12 protein-coding genes are annotated in these 19,731 nt (G+C 72.5%); 4 read left to right on the forward strand and 8 right to left on the reverse strand.

The annotated features are described in order from the left end of the window. The first annotated feature begins 124 nt into the window (after nt 1-124). Nucleotides 125-1,483, forward strand: coding sequence for a multicopper oxidase family protein (locus tag M6I34_RS02235; protein WP_272484091.1), 1,359 nt, complete (start codon nt 125-127; stop codon nt 1,481-1,483). A 28-nt stretch (nt 1,484-1,511) separates the two neighbouring features. Here M6I34_RS02235 and M6I34_RS02240 read toward each other — a convergent pair whose 3' ends face one another. Beyond that, on the reverse strand, nt 1,512-3,140 hold the full coding sequence (locus M6I34_RS02240; protein ID WP_272484092.1) for an MFS transporter: 1,629 nt from the start codon (nt 3,138-3,140) through the stop codon (nt 1,512-1,514). A 71-nt stretch (nt 3,141-3,211) separates the two neighbouring features. Here M6I34_RS02240 and mnmC point away from each other — a divergent pair, with 71 nt between their 5' ends. The 3 genes from mnmC (at nt 3,212) to purT (ending at nt 7,072) form a co-directional block, all read left to right on the forward strand. Further along, nucleotides 3,212-5,266 carry a bifunctional tRNA (5-methylaminomethyl-2-thiouridine)(34)-methyltransferase MnmC2/FAD-dependent 5-carboxymethylaminomethyl-2-thiouridine(34) oxidoreductase MnmC1 gene (mnmC, locus tag M6I34_RS02245; protein ID WP_272484093.1) on the forward strand — a complete coding sequence of 685 codons (2,055 nt, stop codon included), beginning with the start codon at nt 3,212-3,214 and terminating at the stop codon, nt 5,264-5,266. A 132-nt stretch (nt 5,267-5,398) separates the two neighbouring features. Then, nucleotides 5,399-5,782, forward strand: coding sequence for a YkgJ family cysteine cluster protein (locus tag M6I34_RS02250; RefSeq protein WP_272484094.1), 384 nt, complete (start codon nt 5,399-5,401; stop codon nt 5,780-5,782). Between the two features lie 57 nt (nt 5,783-5,839). Then, the gene (gene purT, locus M6I34_RS02255) at nt 5,840-7,072 is read left to right on the forward strand and encodes a formate-dependent phosphoribosylglycinamide formyltransferase (protein ID WP_272484095.1); all 1,233 of its coding nucleotides are present in this window, start codon (nt 5,840-5,842) and stop codon (nt 7,070-7,072) included. Between the two features lie 55 nt (nt 7,073-7,127). On the opposite strand, the gene M6I34_RS02260 is transcribed toward purT, so the two are convergent. From M6I34_RS02260 to purL, 7 genes are all read right to left on the reverse strand, one after another. Beyond that, complete coding sequence (locus M6I34_RS02260) at nt 7,128-8,102, reverse strand: Gfo/Idh/MocA family protein (RefSeq protein WP_272484096.1); 975 nt, start codon at nt 8,100-8,102, stop codon at nt 7,128-7,130. Nucleotides 8,103-8,133: 31 nt separating this feature from the next. Beyond that, complete coding sequence (locus M6I34_RS02265; RefSeq protein WP_272484097.1) at nt 8,134-9,846, reverse strand: phosphoethanolamine transferase; 1,713 nt, start codon at nt 9,844-9,846, stop codon at nt 8,134-8,136. Further along, complete coding sequence (locus M6I34_RS02270; RefSeq protein WP_272484098.1) at nt 9,843-11,816, reverse strand: LTA synthase family protein; 1,974 nt, start codon at nt 11,814-11,816, stop codon at nt 9,843-9,845. Before M6I34_RS02270 ends, M6I34_RS02265 begins: the two co-directional genes overlap by 4 nt. Nucleotides 11,817-11,929: 113 nt before the next feature. Next, entirely contained in the window at nt 11,930-13,273 is a 1,344-nt protein-coding gene (locus M6I34_RS02275; RefSeq protein WP_272484099.1) for a sensor histidine kinase, read from the reverse strand. Then, nucleotides 13,248-13,928, reverse strand: a complete 681-nt coding sequence (locus tag M6I34_RS02280; RefSeq protein WP_272484100.1) for a response regulator transcription factor — start codon at nt 13,926-13,928, stop codon at nt 13,248-13,250. The genes M6I34_RS02275 and M6I34_RS02280 overlap by 26 nt, the downstream gene beginning before the upstream one ends. Nucleotides 13,929-13,935: 7 nt before the next feature. Then, nucleotides 13,936-15,555 carry an ABC-F family ATPase gene (locus M6I34_RS02285; RefSeq protein WP_272484101.1) on the reverse strand — a complete coding sequence of 540 codons (1,620 nt, stop codon included), beginning with the start codon at nt 15,553-15,555 and terminating at the stop codon, nt 13,936-13,938. 76 nt (nt 15,556-15,631) lie between these two features. Continuing rightward, on the reverse strand, nt 15,632-19,705 hold the full coding sequence (gene purL, locus M6I34_RS02290; RefSeq protein ID WP_272484102.1) for a phosphoribosylformylglycinamidine synthase: 4,074 nt from the start codon (nt 19,703-19,705) through the stop codon (nt 15,632-15,634). Nucleotides 19,706-19,731: the final 26 nt, after the last annotated feature.

A 19,731-nucleotide genomic window follows, 5' to 3' on the forward strand; every position in this document is an offset into this window, starting at 1 on the left:
CCTCGCCCTGCCCGGCCTCGGCGCGCCGGCGCTGGGGGGATGCGCCGCGCCCGGCGGCGGCTCGGGACCGTCGCCAGGCCCGGCAGCGGGATTGGCAGGCTCCGGGCGAGTCCTGGCTGCCCGGTTGCGGGCAGCGCCGGGGCAGGCTCCGCTGGTCGGGAGTCTCGCGCCGCCGACCGAGGTGTGGCAGTACGACGGGCAGGTGCCGGGCCCGCTGCTCAGGCTGCCGCAGGGCGGCACGCTCGCCGCCGTGCTGGACAACGCGCTGCCCGAGCCGACCACGATCCACTGGCACGGCATCCGCGTGCCGAACGCGATGGACGGCGTGCCCGGGCTGACCCAGGCGCCGGTGGCGCCGGGCGCGCGCTTCGACTACCGCTTCGCGGCCGCCGACGCCGGCACCTACTGGTACCACCCGCATCTTTCGACGCCCGAGCAGGTCGATCGCGGCCTGCACGGCGTGCTGATCGTCGACGAGCCCGATCCGCCGGCGGTCGACCGCGACATCGTCTGGCTGCTCGACGACTGGCGGCTCGACCAGCAGGCGCGGATCGTCGACGACTTCCTCGCCTTTCGCGACGTGTCGCACGCCGGCCGCATCGGCAACACGGTCACGATCAACGGGCGCCTGGCCGATCGCGAAGCGGTGCGCCCCGGCGAGCGGATCCGCTTGCGGCTGGTCAACGCGGCCAACGCCCGGATCTTCGGGCTGCGATTCGAGGGGCTGGCGCCCTGGCTGCTCACGCTCGACGGCCAGCCGCTGCCCGCGCCGCGCCGGCTCGCCGGCGAGCATTCGCTGATGCTCGGCCCCGGCATGCGCGCCGACCTGCTCATCGACATCCCGCGCGAGGGCGGCCCCTGGCGGGTGCTCGACGTATCGCAGATCCGCAGGGCCTGGCGTCTGGTCGACCTGGTTGCCGACAGGGGCGTGCCCGATGCAGGCGCCGTGGCCGGTCGCGCGGCGGGTGGGCGCCGCGACGCGCCGAGGCCGATCGCCCCGAACCCGCACGCCGAGCCTGACCTGCGCGATCCGCTACGCGTGTCGATCGACTTCGGCGGCGGCATGATGGGGCGCGGCTGGCCGGCCGACACGCCCGAGGCCAGGGCGGCGCGGCGCGAGCGCCGACTGCAAGGGCATCGCGAGGCCGATCCGGTCTGGAGCGTCAACGGCCATGCCCATCTCGAGCACGGCGCCGGCCACGGTTTCGAGTTCGTCGCCGATCGCGGCCGCACCGTGCTGCTGGAATTCCACAACGACACCGCCTGGTGGCACCCGATCCACCTGCACGGTCACAGCTGGCGCGAGCTCGAACGCGACGGGCGGCCGGTGCCGGATCGCCCGTGGCGCGACACCTCGCTGATGGCGCCCGGCGAGCGGCTCCAAGTCGCCTTCGTCGCCGACAACCCGGGCGACTGGCTGCTGCACTGTCACGTGCTGGAGCACCACGCCGGCGGCATGGGCACGCAGTTCAGGGTGCGCTGAGCCCTCCGCCTGCGTCCGCGCTTCTCTTTCAGCCGCTCTTCAGCCCGGCGAGCTTCACCAGCGCGATCGCCACGAACGGCAGCACCAGCGCCAGGGCCACGGTCAGCAGCATCAGGTCGCCGAGCTGCGAATAGTCGGCCGGCACGGTCACGACCCCGGTGGCCGTGTTGCGGACCTCGCGGGTCACGACGAAGGCCTCGTTCAGGTACTTGGTGCCGAGCTGCGAGGCCGACAAGGCCAGGTTGGTGAACGAGGCCATCACCGCGAAGAAGGTCGCCTTCAGTTTCTCGGGCGCGCTGTTTGCGATCCACGCCAGCATCGGGACCATCGCGATCTGCCCCAGCGGCGACTCCAGCGCGGTGTCCACCAGGGCGATGAAGTGCGCATTGACGATGCCGCCGGTCCGGGCGGCCGTCCATTCGTGCAGGCCGTAGTACATGCCGATGATCGGCGCGGCGAGCAGCGCGCCGACCACGGTCAGGATGGCCACGATCCGGTAGATCGAGGCCTCTGCCATGAATCGCCGGAACACGAACAGGCCGGCCAGCGTCAGCGCGCTGGCGATCAGGGAGAGGATCGCCAGGAATTGCTGGTCGAACTTCAGCACGTCGATCATCCACCAGGTCTGGCCCGCCCCCGGCGTGGGTAGCGCCCGGAACACGAAGATCACGATCGCGGTGCCGAGCAGGGTCTGGCGGGCGTGCGGCGCGAGCTCGCGCGTGAGCCGCCACATCAGCGTGAGCACGATCGCCATCGACACCGCGAACACGGTCTCCTGCGCCCAGCGGAAGTGGCCCAGGCCCACGGTCAGCGACAGCGCGGCGAAGCCCGCCCCGCCGCCCAGCACCCACCAGTTGACCGGCGGACGCTCGACCTGGACCGCGAGCCGGGCGTCGGCCTCGGCGGGCGCCAGGCCGCCGGCGATCAGCTTCGAGCGCTCCCGCCGGCGCAGCCACCACGCGAAGACGACCCCGCTGACCGAGATCGCCGGGATCGCCAGCGCGATCTCGTGTAGCAGTACGTAGACGCGGACCCGCTCGGCCTCGGGCAGCTCGCCCACCCCGCCCAGCACGCCGACGTTGAGCAGCGCCACCAGCATGCCGCCGCCGATGATCGCGACGCGCCCCAGGGTCTGCATCGTGGTGTGCATGCCCTTGAGGCGGTCCGCGTCGTAGGGCACGCCGGCCGGGTCGCGGTGAGGCACGGCTTCCACGGTCATCGCATCGGCCACGCAGTCCTGCATCACGTAGCCGATCGGCGACAGCAGCACGGCCAGCACGTACCAGGCCTCGACCGGCATCACGCTGCCCATCGCGGCGGGATCGGCCAGCAGGCCGATCATCACCACCAGCTCGACCGCGATCAGGCTCGCGCCGGCCAGCACCAGCCAGCCCTTCCATCGCCAGATCAGGTCGACCAGGTGACCGAGCGGCATCTTGAGCGCCCAGGGCAGGCCGGCCCAGAAGCCGAGGGCGGCAAGGAACTCGGCCGAGAGGCCGAGGTACTCCTTGACGAAGAAAGTGCCGACGATCGCGGTGAGCCCCGAGATGCCGGCCGCCATGTAGACCATCAGCGGCGGCAGGTAGGACAGCCGCATCTCGCGGGCGAGCGACATCGCTGCGCGGTGCGGGCGGCTCAGGGCTTCGTGAAGGGGCATCGATCGGCGCGGACTGGCGTGGGGGCAGCGGACGATCGATATCATCCCCACTTTCCGGCCGCTCGTGCACGATGTCCGCCCCCTTTTCCGACGAAATGCCCGCTCCGGGCGCCCGCGAGGGTCTGGCCGCCGGCCCGCTCGCCGCGGACGCGTTCGCGCCCCATCCCGGCCTGGCCTTCGACGAGTCCGGCTCGCCCTTCGATCCGGTCTATCGCGACGTCTTTCGCAGCCGCGCCGGCGCCTGGACGGAGGCCGAGGGGGTCTTCGTCGACGGCTGTCGCCTGCGCGAGCGCTGGCGCGGCGCCGAGCGCTTCTGCGTGCTCGAGCTCGGCTTCGGGCTCGGCGTGAACTTCCTGGCCACGCTCGCCGCGTGGCGGGCGGATCCGGCGCGCAGCCGCTCGCTGCACTTCGTGTCGGTCGAGGCGCATCCCTTGTCGCGCGAGGACCTCGCTCGCGGCCTGGCCGCGCTGTCGCAGGCGGCGCCCGCCGCCGACCCGGTCGCCCTGCTGGCCGGCTGGCCGCTCGCGCTGCCCGGGCTGCACCGCCTGCGCTTCGCCGGCGGCGCGGTCACGCTGACCCTGGCCTTCGGAGACGCCGCGCGGATCGTGCCGCGGCTGCAGGTCGCGGCCGACGCCTTCTATCTCGACGGCTTCGCCCCCTCGCGCAACCCGGCGATGTGGCGGCCGGAGCTGATGCGCGCGCTGGCCCGTCTCGCGCGGCCGGGCGCCAGGCTCGCCACCTGGTCGGCCGCCGCGCCGGTCCGTGAGGCGCTCGCCGCCGCCGGCTTCGCGGTCGAGCGGGTGCCCGGCGTGGGTACCAAGCGCCACCGGATCGAGGCGACCTGGGCGCCGCGCTGGCGCAGCTGGCCGCCGCCCGAGGAGCCGGCGCCGCTCGCGCGCAGGCACGTGGCGGTGATCGGGGCCGGGCTGGCCGGTGCCGCGACGGCCGCCGGCTTCGCGCGGCGCGGCTTCTCGGTCGAGCTGCTCGATGCGCGGCCCTCGCCTGGCGGCGAAGGCTCGCTGCAGCCGCTGGTCGCCGACCATCTTCACCTGTCGCCCGACGACAATCCGACCGCGCGCCTGACCCGGGCGGCGCTCCTGCTTCGCGATGCCCGCTGCGTGGACGGCGAGCGCGGCGCCGGCGGCAGCCATGCGGGCCGCGACGACGCGGCGCGAATGCGGCCGATCGGGCGCCTGGTCGTCGACGCCGACGCTCGGGACGCGCAGCGCAACGCCGCGATGCTCGCCCGCCTCGGCTTCCCGGCCGGGTTCGCGCGGCAGGTCGATCGGGACCAGGCGGCGGACCTCGCCGGCGTCGCGCTGCCGCGGGGCGGCCTGTGGCTGCCGGGCTGCTCCGCGCTGTCGCCGGCCGAGGCGATCTCGGCCTGGCTCGCCGGGGCCGGCGAGGCGGTGCGATTCCGGGGCGGCGCGCGCGTCGCGGCGCTGGAGCGGGACCCGGCCGACGGCGAGTGGCTCGCGAAGGACGCTTCCGGCCGCGCGATCGCGCGCGCCCCGCTGGTCGTGCTCGCCAACGCCGGCGACGCGGCCCGGCTCGGCGCGCTGGCCAGCCTGCCGCTTCGCCGGATCCGCGGCCAGACGACCTGCCTTCTCGACCCGCGCCTGGCAGGCCTGCGCGCCGTGCTCGGGGGCGACGCCTACGCGGCGCCGACCGGCACGCCCGACGGCCGCGTGCTGGTCGGCGCCAGCTTCGACGAAGGCGACTCGCTGCTGCCCGATCCGCGCGACGACCTGGGCAACCTGCGCCGGCTCGGCCGGATGCTCGAGCTCGAGCCCGAATCGATGCTCGCCGGCGCGACCTCGGCCGCGGTGGGTTTCCGCTACGTGCTGGCCGACCGGCTGCCCGCGATCGGCGCCCTGCCCGATGAGGCCGGCGCCCGCGCGATGGCGCACGAGCTGCTGCGCAACGACAGGCTGCCGATCCCGGCGGCGCCCGGCCTGTACGGGGCCTTCGGCTACGGCTCGCGCGGCCTGCTGTGGGCGGCGCTTGCCGCCGAGTTGCTGCCTGCGCTCGCCTGCGGCGAGCCGGCGCCGATCGAGCGCGAGCTGATCGCGGCGGTCGCGCCGTCGAGACTGCTGCGGCGCAGGCTGCGGCGCGCGCTTCGCTGACCGGCGCGCGATCGGCCGGCGGCGGACGCGCGATCGGCGCCGCGGCCCGCGCTACACTTTCGGCTTTCGAGCGCGGCCCGCGCGCGCTGCGCGCGGCGCGGCTCCAAGCTCGCAGCCCTTCCCGGACCACCCATGCCCACGCCAGCCCCCCGCATCCGCTACGACTGCTCGAAGTGCCCCGGCTACTGCTGCAGCTACCCGCGCATTGAGGTCAAGGACAAGGACCTGAAGCGGCTGGCGAAGCACTTCGGGCTGCCCGTCGAGGAAGCCGAGAAGAAGTTCACCCGCCGCTACAAGGACGACGACAGCGACGAGCGGATCCTGCGTCACCACAAGGACGCGATCTACGGCACGATCTGCCGCTTCTTCGAGCGCAAGGAGCGTCGCTGCACGGTCTACGCGGCGCGGCCCGACGTCTGCCGCCAGTACCCGAACGGCAGCACCTGCGGCTATTACGGATTCATCCAGTTCGAGCGCAAGCACCAGGGCGACCCGGACTTCATCCCTTCGGCCTGATCGCGCCGGCGCGGGCCGCTCGCCTGCGGCGACGCCCACTTCCATCGACTTCACGCCATGACCCTGAAACATCCGCCCGTCCTCGGCACCCCCCTGTCCCCCTCGGCCACCCGCGTCATGCTGCTCGGCTCCGGCGAGCTCGGCAAGGAGGTCGTGATCGCGCTGCAGCGCCTCGGTGTCGAGGTGATCGCGGTGGACCGCTACCCGAATGCCCCGGGCCACCAGGTTGCGCACCGCGCCCACGTCATCGACATGACCGACGGCCAGGCGCTGCGCGAGCTGATCGCCAGCGAGAGGCCCGACCTGGTAGTGCCCGAGATCGAGGCGATCGCCACGCCCACCCTGGTCGAGCTGGAAAAGGAAGGCGCGGCCCGGGTGATCCCGACCGCGCGTGCGGCCTGGCTCACGATGAACCGCGAGGGCATCCGCCGGCTGGCCGCCGAGACCCTGGGCCTGCCGACCTCGCCCTATCGTTTCGCGAGCAGCCTGGCCGAGATGCAGGCCGCGATCGACGGCACCGACGGCCAGCCGGGCATCGGCTATCCCTGCTTCGTCAAGCCGGTGATGTCGTCCTCGGGCAAGGGCCAGTCGAAGGTCGACGGCCCGGAAGGCGTGGAGGCCGCGTGGAAGTACGCGGCTGCCGGCGGCCGGGTCGACGCCGGCCGGGTCATCGTCGAAGGGATGATCGACTTCGACTACGAGATCACGCTGCTCACGGTGCGCGCGCGCGACGCGTCCGGGGCGGTCGTCACGCATTTCTGCGACCCGATCGGCCACGTGCAGGTGGCCGGCGACTACGTGGAGAGCTGGCAGCCGCAGGCCATGAGCGCGGCGGCGCTCGAGCGCGCCCGCGACATCGCCAAGAAGGTCACCGACGACCTCGGCGGCACCGGCATCTTCGGCGTCGAGCTGTTCGTGAAGGGCGACCAGGTCTGGTTCTCGGAAGTGAGCCCGCGACCGCACGACACCGGCATGGTCACGATGATCTCCCAGCACCAGTCCGAGTTCGAGCTGCACGCGCGCGCGATCCTCGGGCTGCCGGTCGACGTGTCGCTGCGCACGCCCGGCGCCAGCGCGGTGATCTACGGCGGCGTCGAGGGAAAGTGGCTGGTGTTCGAGGGCGCGGCCGAGGCGCTGGCAGTGCCGGGCACCGACCTGCGGCTGTTCGGCAAGCCCGAGTCCTTCGCGAAGCGCCGGATGGGCGTTGCGCTGGCGCGCGCGGCCGACGTGGACACCGCGCGGGCCAACGCGAAGCTGGCCGCGTCGAAGGTGAAGCCGCGGCTCGCCTGAGCCCGGTCGCGCCGGGCAGGCCCGGACAGGGCCACCCGGCGGCGGCCGGTCGGAGTCAGTTCGCCAGCAAGGCCTCGATCGTCTTCTGCACCTCGAGCGCCACGCCTGCGTCGGGAATCGGGTGCGGCTCGCCGCGCGCCATCTTCGCCAGGCTGTCGAGCTGCGACTGGTAGGCCGCGGTGCGCGGATCCGGCCGGTCGGGGCCCAGCCCGCCGTGCGGCAATTTCGACCAGCGCGCGCCGTCGCTCTGAGACAGCTCGAACCAGTTCTCCAGCCGCAGCGCGCCGGTGTCGCCGCGCAGCGTGAACTCGACGACGTCGGGCCCGGCCGCGCCCGCCGAGGCGCTGACCAGCACCGGCACGCCGCCGCAGGACAAGCGCGCCAGCGCCGAGCGTTCGCAGAGCGCCGGGTCTTCCTGCCAGCCGATCGTCGCCGACTCGATCGCGGCCGGGCCGAGCAGGCGCCGCAGCAGGTACACGTAGTGCGAGAGCACCTCGCGCACGAAGCCGCCCTCTTCCCGGTAGGCCAGCCAGCCCGCGTTGGCCTGCCAGTCGCGGGGCCAGCGGGAGAAGAACAGGCGGATCTCGACTTCGCGCGGGCTGCCGATCGCGCCGGCGTGCAGCCGCGACTCCATCTCGGCGACAGCCGGCGCCGACGCGAACACGTAATTGACGCCGTTGGCCGTGCCCGAGGCCTCGAGCGCGTTGACGATCGCCTCGCCGTCGGCCAGGCTGACCGCGAGCGGCTTCTCGCAGAACACCTTGCGGCCGGCCGCGATCGCCATCTCGACGTACTGGCGGTGGAAAGCCGGCGGCGTGCCCACGTAGACGAGATCGACGCCGGGCGCCTCGATCGCCGCGCGCGCGTCGGCCGCGAGCGGCACGTCCGGGAAGTCGGCCGCGGCCGCACGCATCGCCTTGTCGCTGACGTCCCACGCGGCGACGACATCCAGGTCGCTGCGGTTGCGGGTCTGGTCGAGCATGCGGCGTCCGATCACGCCGAGTCCGATCACTGCGATGCCGTGGCTCATCGGGGAATCCTCGCTGGAAGACGAGGCTCCATTATCCACGCCGCGCAAGCGCGATCGCGGCCGGGCGTTCCGCCGAGCAGGGGGCCAGCGCATCGAGCGACGGCCGGTAGGCGCCGGTCTCGATGTGCATCAGCCCGAGCACCGAGTGAAAGAGGTTGTCGTGCGACAGCGGCTCGGCCGAGCGAGCGCGCAGGCAGTCGACGCTGGCGCGACTTCGCGCCTGCATGCCGGGCGAAAGCCACGCGACCATCGGCACCTCGATCTGCTCGGCGGGCGCGATCGCGAACGGCAAGCCGTGAAGGTACAGGCCGCCTTCGCCCAGCGACTCGCCGTGGTCGGACATGTACAACAGGGCCGTGTCGTAGGCGCCGCTCGCCGCGCGCGCCTGCAGCCACCGCAGCGACAGGTCCAGGAACCGGTCGGTCTCGGCGATCGTGTTGTCGTAGGCGTTGACCACGTGCTCGATCGGGCAGTCCGACAGCATGTTGTTCGTGCATTCCGGCTGGAAGGGCTTGCGGTCCGGGGGCGTGCGCTTGAAATAGGCCGGCCCGTGACTGCCCATCTGGTGCATGACGAGCACGACGCCGCGGGCACGGCGCTCCGGCTCCAGCGCCGCGATTCGCGCGTCGAGCCCTTCGAGCATCGCCTCGTCGAGGCACTCGCCCGAGTCGCAGAGTCCGGGAACCGGCGCGTCGCGCATCGTGACGCCGGACACCCGCGCGCACACGCCCTTGCAGCCCGACTGGTTGTCGATCCACAGCACGGCCAGCCCCGCCCGGTGCAGCACGTCGAGCAGGTTCTCGTGCACGGCCGCGCGGTCCCCGCCCTCCTCGCGCGTCAGCGGCGAGAACATGCAGGGCACCGACACGTGGGTGTTCGTGCCGCAGGACCGGACATTGCTGAAGTTGACCAGATCGCCTTCGGCCTGCCAGCGCGCCAGCGCGGGCGTCGTCTGGCGCGCGTAGCCGTTCAGCCCCCAGTTCCGGGCCCTGGCGGTTTCCCCGACGACGATCATCAGCAGCGGCGGCCGCGCCTGCGCGTGGTAGCTGGCGCCGAGCCTCGCGTCTTCGCCGACCGGCTCGAGCGATCTCGTTTGCGCCGGAAGGCTGTCCAGCGCCAGCCGGGTGCCGGCGTAGACGGCGTTGAGCGGGTTGATCATGTAGCGAAGCGACTTCTGCTCGCGCACGAGCGGCGCGAGATCCTGGAAGCCCAGCATCACCGAGGCCGCCACCACCGCCATGCCGAACAGCGCGCCGGCCGCGTTGCGCCACGCGTGGTGGAACCAGGCCCGCGCCGGCAGCGGACGCCGCCAGATCCACCAGAGCGGCGGACCGGCCACGAGCAGCACGGTCAGCGGCAGCGACCACGACATCAGGTCGCGGACCTCGCGCACGTCGGTGTTGACCACGTTGGCGAGCATCGTGCTGTCGATCACGGCCCCGTACTGCCACATGAAGTGGCTGTTCACCGCGGCGATCACGGCCAGCAGGCTCGCCACGGGCCGGAACACCCGCGGCCAGGCGGCCAGCGACAGCAGCGCCGCGGTCGCGCCGGCCACCAGCAGGCCGATTCCGGCGAACAGCAGGGGCTGCCGCGAAGAGCCGACGGTCAGTTCGTGCAGCCGCTGCCACAGGGGCAGGTTACCTGCGACGGTCAGCCACAGCGCGAGGCCCCAGACGGCGACCGCGGGGCGATGCGGACGCACCATGCGGGCGGCGCGCCCCGCATTCTGCGGGCCGCTCATCGGACGACCGCCTCGCGACCGAGGCTCGCGTGGGCCGCGTCGCCCGCCGGCGGCGCGGCGCGAAGGCGGCCGTCGCGCAGCAGCGAGTCGGCGAACTGGTAGTCCGCGATGGCGTGCTCCGCCTTGTCGGGGTCCACCGGCACCGGACGGGCGCTGCCGTCGGCGTCGATCCGGTACTGGCTGACGCTGCGCTTCGGGGCGAGCACCACCAGGTCGCGCGTGCCGAGGGCGCCCGGGGTGAGCCGTCCGACCTCCTGGTAGTTGCCGAGCCAGGCCCTTTCGACCGCGTCCGGCGACAGCAGGTCCTGCCCGAAGAATCGGCCGTGGTCGTCGAAGCCCAGCCACGACAGCAACGTGGGCACCAGGTCGATCTGGCTGGCCATCCGGTCGTGCACCGCGGGCTGGAGGTAGCGCGGCGCGTAGAAGATCGCCGGTATGCGGTAGCGGTCGGGCGGGATGCGGGTCTTGCCGGCCACCGAGGCGCAGTGATCGGCCACGATCACGAACAGGGTGTCGTCGAAATACGGGCGGCTGCGCGCCTGCTCGATGAAGCGGCCGATCGCCCAGTCGGTGTACTTGACCGCGCCGTCGCGGCCGGTCTTCGACGGGATGTCGATGCGCCCGTCGGGATAGGTGTAGGGCCGGTGGTTGGAGGTCGTCATCAGGTGGAAGAACTGGCGCTTGCCGCCGGCGACGGCCCGGTCGATCCGTTCCAGCGCGAAGTCGAACAAGTATTCATCCGACACGCCCCAGATCGTCGAGAATCCCACGCGCTCGTCGGGGATGGCCGTGCGATCCAGGACCTGGTAGCCGTTCCCGCCGAAGAACGCGTTCATGTTGTCGAAGTAGCCGTAGCCGCCGTAGAGGAAGCTGGTCTCGAAGCCCTGCTCGCGCAGCACGGCGCCGAACGTGAGCACGCCCTCGCCTTCGGGGCGTCGCACGACCGACTGCCCCGGCAGCGGCGGCAGGCCCACCGACAGGGCCTCGAGTCCCCGCACCGTGCGGGTGCCGATCGCGTACAGCTCGGAGAACAACAGCCCCTGGCGCGCCAGCGCGTCGAGATTCGGGGTCAGGCCGCGGGGATTGCCGAAGCTGCCGAGGAAGCTCGCGCTGAGGCTCTCGACCTGGATCACCACGACGTGCTTCGGCCGCGCCTCGCCCTTCTGCAGGTGCCGCTGCCGGGGCCAGGGCCCGGCCAGCTCGTCGGTCCGGGCGGGGTCCACCGTGGCGTAGAAGCGGCGGAAGGACAGCGCGTTGTCGCGCAGGGCAGCCAGGAAGGCCACGCCGCCGTTTCGCGCGATCTCCTGGTCGACCGTGTTCGCGCGCAGCGACCGCGCGTTGCCGGTCGAGGCGTCGATCGCCAGGGCCAGGCGCCCTGCGCCGATCATCGAGACGGCCGCCACCGCGGCCACGCCCAGGCGCATCGGCCACGGCCAGCCGCGGTGCCCGGCCGCCGCCTGCAGGCGCGCCGAGCGCCGCTCGAGCAGCCAGGCGATCAGCAGGCCCGCGGCGCCCAGGCCCGCGAGGATTGCCCCCACCGGGTACGACTCGCGGATGTTGCCGATCACCTCGTTCGTGTAGATCAGGTAGTCGACCGCGATGAAGTTGAACCGCGCGGTGAACTCTTCCCAGAAGAGGATCTCCGAAACGGCCGAGAAGCCGACCGCCGCCACCACGCCGGTCGTGACCGCGAGCCGCCAGCCGCGCCGCAGGCGTCCGGGCGCCCGCCCGCGGTGCGCGAGCGCGCCCACGAACAGGACCGGGGCGGCGCAGGCGAACGCGAACAGCATGTCGGCGGCGGTGCCGCGCAGCAGGATGTCGAGGACGGCGCCGGGGCTCAGGTCGAGGTCCTGCCAGGCGAGCGTGGCGAGCACCAGACGGGTGAGGGTCGACGCGGCGACCATCACGAGCCAGACGATCCACGCGCTTCTGAGCGCGGGGTGCGAGCGGAGCAGGAGCAGGCGTTGCATTCAGCGGATCCGGACGGGAGTCGAAGCCCGGAGGATGCCTGCGGCGCGATGAGCTTCGCGCGGCGGTTTCGTGAGGAAATCGTGAGGCGGGGTTGCCCGGCCTCGCGCGCGGATCAGCCGCCCGCGACCCGCACCCGGGCGAGGGTTCCGCCGCCGGGCCGGGGCTCGATCGCGAGGCGCCAGCCGGCGGCGTCGCAGATGCGCTCGACGATCGCGAGCCCCAGCCCGAGGCCGTGCGCCTCGGCGGCCCGCGGCCTTTGCGGGGTGAAGGCTTCCCGGTCGATCCCGACGCCGTCGTCCTCGACGAAGACTTCGCCTTCCCGCCAGCCGACCCTGACCCGCGTGCCGCCGCTGTGACGGATCGCGTTGCGGACCAGGTTCGCGAGCACGATCCACAGCGCGCTGCGGTCCAGCCGCAGGCGGGGCGCCGCCGCGGGGTCGGCGGACAGCGCGATCCCGCGGGCCTGCGCTTCCGCCGCCAGCTGCGCGACGACCTCGGCGAGCAGCTGGCCGACGTCGGTGTCGGTCGCGGCCTCGGCGCTCTGGCCCCGGGCCACGCGCAACAGCGCAGCCGTGAGCATCGTCATCTCGTCGAGGCTGGCCTGCACGTTGTCGACGAGCCGGCGCTGCCGCGCGTCGAGCGCTCCGGTCCGCAGCAGGTCGAGCGAGGATCCGGCCCGCATCAGCGGCGTGCGCAACTCGTGATTGGCCGCCGCGGTGAACGCGCGCTCGCGCTCGAGGGCCTCGCGCAGGCCGTCCCGATAGGCATCGAGCGCGTCGGCCAGCATCGCCGTCTCGGCGTGCGCCGCGATCGCGCCGAGCCGCGCCCGGGCGCCGGCGTGGCTGCCCGGCTCGCTCACCGCCTCGGACAGGCCTTGCAGGTCGCGGGTGAGCTTGCCGGCCATCCGGCCGCTCAGCAGCAAGGCCAGCACGCCGATCGCCAGCACCGACAGGGCCAGCGCGGCGAGCTCGTCGTGCTGGCGGGCCTCGTGCTCGGCCGCGTCGTAGGCCAGGAGGAACCAGGCGTCGCGGTCGCGGGCGATCGCCACGTGGTACTCGAGCCCCTCGCCGGGATGAAGCTCGTACGTGCCCGCCCGCCGTGGCAAGGCGCGCAGCCACGCCGGCAGCACGGCTTCGGCGGACGCGTCGCCGTCGGGCAGCACGTAGAGGCTCATGTCGGGCGTATTCGGCGCCGCGAGCGCCGGCTGCTGTCGGTACAGCGCGATGCTGCGGTCGAGCTGCTCGGCCAGGATCCGGTCGATCAGCTGTTCTTCCGCGTGATAGCCGATGATCCACACGAAGCTCGCTTGGGCGAGCGCGATCAGCAGCGCCAGGCCGGCGAAGGCGGTGCCGAGCCGACGGCGCAGCGACGGCGGCCGTCGCGTCGCGGCCGCACCGCCCTCGCGCGTCGCGGCGGGACCGGGCGCCGCGTCAGTCGGCCGCGAGCCGGTAGCCATGGCCGTGCATCGTCGTGATCGGGTCGAAGTCGCAGCCCGCCTGCGCGAAGGCCCTGCGCGTGGCCGCCACCAGCGTGCGCAGCGCGTCGCCCTGCTCCCGCTCCTCCCCCCAGATCGCCTGCTCCAGCTCCTCCCGGCCGAAGGTCTTGTCGGGCCGCTCGGCGAGCAGCTCGATCAGCCTGAAGGGCTTCGGCGGCAGGCGCACCTGCACGCCGTCCACCACCACGCGGCGGCCGGCCCGGTCCACCAGGATCCGTCCGGCACGCAGGTTCTCCGAGGAAGGCCGCCCCTGCGCCCGGCGCAGCAGCGCATCGAGCCGCACCGCCAGCTCGGGCAGCTGGAAGGGCTTGACCAGGTAGTCGTCGGCCCCGGCGTCGAAGCCGGCGAGCTTGTCTTCGAGCTCGTCGCGCGCGGTCAGCATGATGACCGGCGCGTCGCTGCCGAGCTCCTCGCGGAAGCGCCGGCACCAGGTCAGGCCGTCGACGCGCGGCAGGTTCAGGTCGAGCACCACCGCCTCGGGCGCTTCGCGCGCGGCGAGCGCCATCGCGACGAAGCCGTCCGGCGCCCAGTCGCACCGGTGCCCCCTGCCCTGCAGGTAGTCGCAGACGTTGCCCCCGATCACGGGGTCGTCCTCGACGACCAGGATCCTCGCCATGCGCGGCCTATTGCACCCCGATCGAGTCGAGGTACTCCTCGTAGCCGCCGCGCCAGTCGGTGATCTTGCCGTTGCCGTGGACGACCAGCACGCGGGTGGCCAGCGCGTCGATGAACTGACGGTCGTGCGAGACGATGAACAGCGTGCCCTCGAACTTCTCGAGCGCGAGCTGCAGCGACTCGATCGACTCCATGTCGAGGTGGTTGGTCGGCTCGTCCATCATCAGCACGTTGTGCCGTCCCAGCATCAGCCGGCCGAAGCTCATCCGGTGCTTCTCGCCGCCGGACAGCACCTTGACCTGCTTGATCACGTCGTCGCCCGAGAACAGCAGCCGGCCCAGGATGCTGCGCACCGCCTGGTCGTCGTCGCCCGCCTGCGTGTAGCGGCCGATCCACTCGGTCAGCGTGTCCTCGGACTCGAAGTCCGGGTACACGTCCTGCGCCATGTAGCCGATGTCGGCGTTCTCGGCCCACTTGGCGCTGCCGCCCGAGGTGATCAGGCCGCCCGGGTGGTTGGCGAGCAGCGCGCGCAGCAGGGTAGTCTTGCCGGCGCCGTTGGCGCCGACGATCGCGACCTTCTCGCCGGCCTCGATCGTGACCGAGAAGTCGTCGATGACCAGCGGGCCGTCCGGGTCGTAGCGGTGTTCGAGCTTCTCGGCCTCGACCGCGAGCCGGTGCAGCTTCTTCGCCTGCTCGAAGCGGATGTACGGGTTCTGGCGCGACGAGGGCTTGACCTCGACCGCCTCGGACTTGATCTTGGCGATCAGCTTCTGGCGCGAGGTGGCCTGGCGGGCCTTGGCCTTGTTGGCCGCGAAACGCTGCACGAACTCCTGCAGGTCGGCGATCCGTTCCTTGGCGCGGGCGTTGGCCGCCATCTGGCGCTGGCGCGCCTGGGCCGAGGCCAGCATGTAGTCGTCGTAGTTGCCCGGGTAGATCCGCAGCTCGCCGTAGTCCAGGTCGGCCATGTGCGTGCAGATCGCGTTCAGGAAGTGCCGGTCGTGCGAGATCACGATCATCGTCGAGTCGCGATCGTTCAGCACGTTCTCGAGCCAGCGGATCGTGTCGATGTCCAGGTTGTTGGTCGGCTCGTCGAGCAGCAGCACGTCGGGGTTCGAGAACAGCGCCTGCGCGAGCAGCACGCGCAGCTTCCAGCCCGGCGCGATCGCGCTCATCGGCCCCTGGTGCTGCTCGACCGGGATGCCAACGCCGAGCAGCAGCTCGCCGGCCCGCGCCTCGGCGGTGTAGCCGTCGTACTCGGCGAACTTCGCCTCGAGCTCGGCGGCCTTCATGTAGTCGTCTTCGGTGGCCTCGGGGTTCGCGTAGATCGCGTCGCGCTCGCTCATCGCGGCCCACATCTCGACGTGGCCCATCATCACCACGTCGAGCACGCGGTGCTCCTCGAACGCGAACTGGTCCTGGCGCAGCTTGCCCAGGCGCACGCCCGGGTCGAGCATCACGTGGCCGCCGGTGGGCTCCAGGTCGCCGCCGAGGATCTGCATCAGCGTGGACTTGCCCGAGCCGTTGGCGCCGATCAGGCCGTAGCGGTTGCCCTCGCCGAATCGGACGGTGATGTTCTCGAAAAGGGGCTTTGCCCCGAACTGCATCGTGACGTTGGAGGTGGAAAGCATCTGGTTCCGTTGCGTTTCGGGCCGGCGCTCGGCCGGCCCAGGTGTTCGTCGTGGCGCCCTCGGGCCGCGCCCTTGCTCAGCCGACCCAGACGCGCGCGTTGCGGAACATCCGCATCCACGGCGAGTCCTCGCCCTGGGCGGGGTCGCGCCAGCTCATCTGGATCGTGCGGAACACGCGCTCGGGGTGCGGCATCAGGATCGTGGCCCGGCCGTCGGCGGTGGTGAAGGCGGTCAGGCCGCCCGGCGAGCCGTTCGGATTGGCCGGATAGGTCGCGGCCGGCGCGCCGTCGTTGTCCACGAAGCGCATCGCAGCGATCGCGGCCTTCGCGCCGGCCTCGCTAGCGAAGGCCGCGCGGCCCTCGCCGTGCGCCACCGCGATCGGGATACGGCTGCCGGCCATGCCGGCCAGCAGCACCGACGGAGACTCGAGCACCTCGACCAGCGACAGCCGCGCCTCGTACTGCTCGGAGCGGTTGCGCAGGAAGGCCGGCCAATGCTCGGCGCCCGGGATGATGCCCTTCAGCTGCGACATCATCTGGCAGCCGTTGCACACCCCCAGGCTGAAGGTGTCGCCGCGCCCGAAGAAGCGCGCGAAGGCCTCGGCCAGCTTCGCGTTGAACAGGATCGAGCGCGCCCAGCCGCTGCCGGCCCCGAGCACGTCGCCGTATGAGAAGCCGCCGCAGGCCACCAGCCCGCGGAACGAGGCGAGGTCGTGCCGGCCCTCGATCAGGTCGGTCATGTGCACGTCGAAGGCCTCGAAGCCGGCGCGGTCGAAGGCGGCCGCCATCTCGACGTGGCTGTTCACGCCCTGCTCGCGCAGGACCGCCACACGCGGCCGCGCCCCCTTGCCCACGAAGGGCGCGGTCACGTCCTCGGAGGGATCGAAGGAGAGCTTCAGGTGCAGGCCCGGGTCATCGTCGCGCAGCAGCCGGTCGAATTCCTCCTGCGCGCAATCGGCGTTGTCGCGCAGCGCGGCGATCCTGTAGCTGGTCTCGGTCCAGGTGCGCTGCAGTTGCGCGCGCGGGGCGCTCCACACGCAGCGGCCGTCCCGGTAGAACGCGATCTCGTCCTTGTCCTGCGGCTTGCCGATCGTGTGCGAATGGGCCGACAGGCCCAGCTCGCGCAACTTGCCCATCACCGCGTCGCGGTCGGCGGCGCGGACCTGGACCACCGCGCCGAGCTCTTCGTTGAACAGCGCCTTCAGCGTGAGCTCGTCGCGCTGCACCGACACCTGCTCGGGGCGGATCTTGTAGTCGCCCCAGTCGGCCGAGTGCGGGTCGATGGTCAGCAGGTCGAGGTTCACCGCGACGCCGCAGCGCCCGGCGAACGCCATCTCGCAGACGGTCGCGAACAGGCCGCCGTCGGAGCGGTCGTGATAGGCGAGCAGCTTGCCGTCGGCGTTCAGCTGCTGGATCGCCGCGAAGAAGCGCGCGAGTTGCGCCGGCTCGGCCAGGTCGGGCGCCTCGCCGCCGATCTGGCCGGTCACCTGCGCGAAGGCCGAACCGCCGAGGCGCTGCCGGCCTTCGCCCAGGTCGACCAGGATCAGTACCGTGTCGGTGGAAGCCTGCAGCTGCGGCGTGAGCACCCTGCGCGCGTCGGTGACCGGCGCGAAGGCCGACACGATCAGCGAGGTCGGGGCGCGGACCTCGCGGCGCTCGGCGCCCTCCTCCCACACGGTGCGCATCGACAGGGAGTCCTTGCCGACCGGGATCGCGACGCCCAGCTCGCGGCACAGCGACGCGCAGGCGTTCACCGCGTCGAACAGGTCGGCGTCCTCGGCCGGGTCGCCGCAGGCGGCCATCCAGTTCGCCGACAGCTTGATCGCGTCGATGGATTCGATCGGCGCGGCGGCGATGTTGGTGATCGCCTCGGCCACCGCCATCCGGGAGGCGGTCGCCGGGTCGATGACCGCCAGCGGCGTGCGCTCGCCCATGGCCAGCGCCTCGCCGCGATACGACTCGAAGTCGACCAGGCCGACCGCGCAGTCGGCCACCGGCACCTGCCAGGGGCCGACCATCTGGTCGCGCGAGCTCATGCCGCCGACGGTGCGGTCGCCGATCGTGATCAGGAAGGCCTTGGAAGCCACGGCCGGCAAGCGCAGCACCCTTTCGGCGACGTCGGCCAGCTGGAAGCCGACCGCGTCGACCGGCGGCAGCGCGCGCGCGCGGCGCTTGCCGGTGCGGTGCATGCGCGGCGGCTTGCCGAGCAGCACGTCGATCGGCATGTCGACCGGATGGCCCACCGCATCGCCGCCGCCGTCGGACTTCTCGACGACCAGCTGGCGATCGTCGGAGACCGTGCCGACCACCGCGTAGGGGCAGCGCTCGCGCTCGCACATCGCGTGGAAGGCCGGCAGCGACTCCGGCGCGATCGCGAGCACGTAGCGCTCCTGCGACTCGTTGCACCAGATCTCGGCCGGCGACATGCCGGTCTCCTCGACCGGCACGCGGGCCAGGTCGAAGCGCGCCGCGCGATCGGCGCCGTGGACGATCTCGGGAAACGCGTTCGAAAGGCCGCCGGCGCCGACGTCGTGGATCGACAGGATCGGGTTCGCGTCGCCGAGCGCCTGGCAGCGATCGAGCACCTCCTGCGCGCGGCGCTGGATCTCGGGATTGCCGCGCTGGACCGAGTCGAAGTCGAGCTCGGCAGTGTTGGTGCCGGCGCCCATGCTGGAGGCCGCGCCCCCGCCCAGGCCGATTCGCATGCCGGGGCCGCCGAGCTGGATCAGCAGCGTGCCGACCGGCAGGCCGTGCTTGGCGGTGTGCCGCGCGTCGATGCTGCCGACGCCGCCGGCGATCATGATCGGCTTGTGGTAGCCGCGCACCAGCCCGGCCACGTTCTGCTCGTAGGTGCGGAAGTAGCCGTTCAGGTTGGGCCGGCCGAACTCGTTGTTGAAGGCCGCCCCGCCGATCGGACCCTCGATCATGATCTGCAGCGGCGTGGCGATGCGCGACGGCGCGCCGTAGGGCCTCTGGCTCTCGGGCGCGGCCGGGTCGCGATCGGCGAGCGGCGCGGTCACGTCGGCCGCGTTCTCCCAGGGCTGCACGAAGCCTTCGATGTTCAGGTTCGAGACGGTGAAGCCGGTCAGCCCGAACTTCGGGCGCGAGCCGCGGCCGGTGGCGCCCTCGTCGCGGATCTCGCCGCCCGAACCGGTGGCCGCGCCCGGGAACGGCGCGATCGCGGTCGGGTGGTTGTGGGTCTCGACCTTCAGCAGGCTGTGGATCAGCAGCTGCTCGCCGGCGTAGCTGCCATCCGGGCGGGCCTGGAAGCGCCTGGCCGGCCCGCCTTCCAGGATGGCCGCGTTGTCCGAGTAGGCGACGACCGTGCCGCGCGGATTTGCCGCGTGCGTGCTGCGGATCATCCCGAACAGCGAGGTGTCCTGCTCGGCGCCGTCGACGGTCCAGCTCGCGTTGAAGATCTTGTGCCGGCAGTGCTCGGAGTTGGCCTGCGCGAACATCATCAGCTCGACGTCGCTCGGGTCGCGGCCGGCCTGTCCGAACGCTTCGAGCAGGTAGTCGATCTCGTCGTCGGAAAGCGCCAGGCCGAGCTCGCGGTTGGCGCGCTCGAGGGCCGCGCGGCCGTCCTTGCCCACCGGGATGCGCTGCATCGGCTTGCCCGGCAGCGACTCGAACAGCTTGGCGGGCTCGGGCGCATCGAGCAGCAGCGACTCGGTCATCCGGTCGTGCAGCGCCGCGCCGAGCTCCTCGAGGTCGGTGCGATCGAAGTCGCGCTTGCCGGTGATGCCGGCCAGCAGGCCGCCGCGCGGCGAGATCGCGTAGACCAGCCCGCGCTCGATCCGGTGCACGTGGGCCATGCCGCAGTTGTGAGCGATGTCGGTGGCCTTGCTGGCCCAGGGCGACACGGTGCCGATGCGCGGCACGACCCACAACCGTGGCGCGCGCGTGTCGTCGCCGGCCTTCGAGGGCGCGGCGGCCACCGAGCCGCCGGCCGTGTCGGACGGCGCGTCGAGCAGCGCCACCAGGCGCGCCTGCTCGTCGGCGGTGAGCGGCCGGTCGGCCCAGACGTAGTGGACGTATCGCGCGTCGACGCCGGCGACCCGGACGTCGATCTGGCGGAGGCGTTCGAGAAGGCGCGAGAGACGGAACTCGGACAGCGCCGGCTGTCCCGGGAGCGTCAGATAGGCGGACATGGTGGGACGGGCGGAAGGCAATCCGC

This window comes from Zeimonas sediminis (genome assembly GCF_023721795.1).
GTDB lineage: Bacteria > Pseudomonadota > Gammaproteobacteria > Burkholderiales > Burkholderiaceae_E > Zeimonas > Zeimonas sediminis.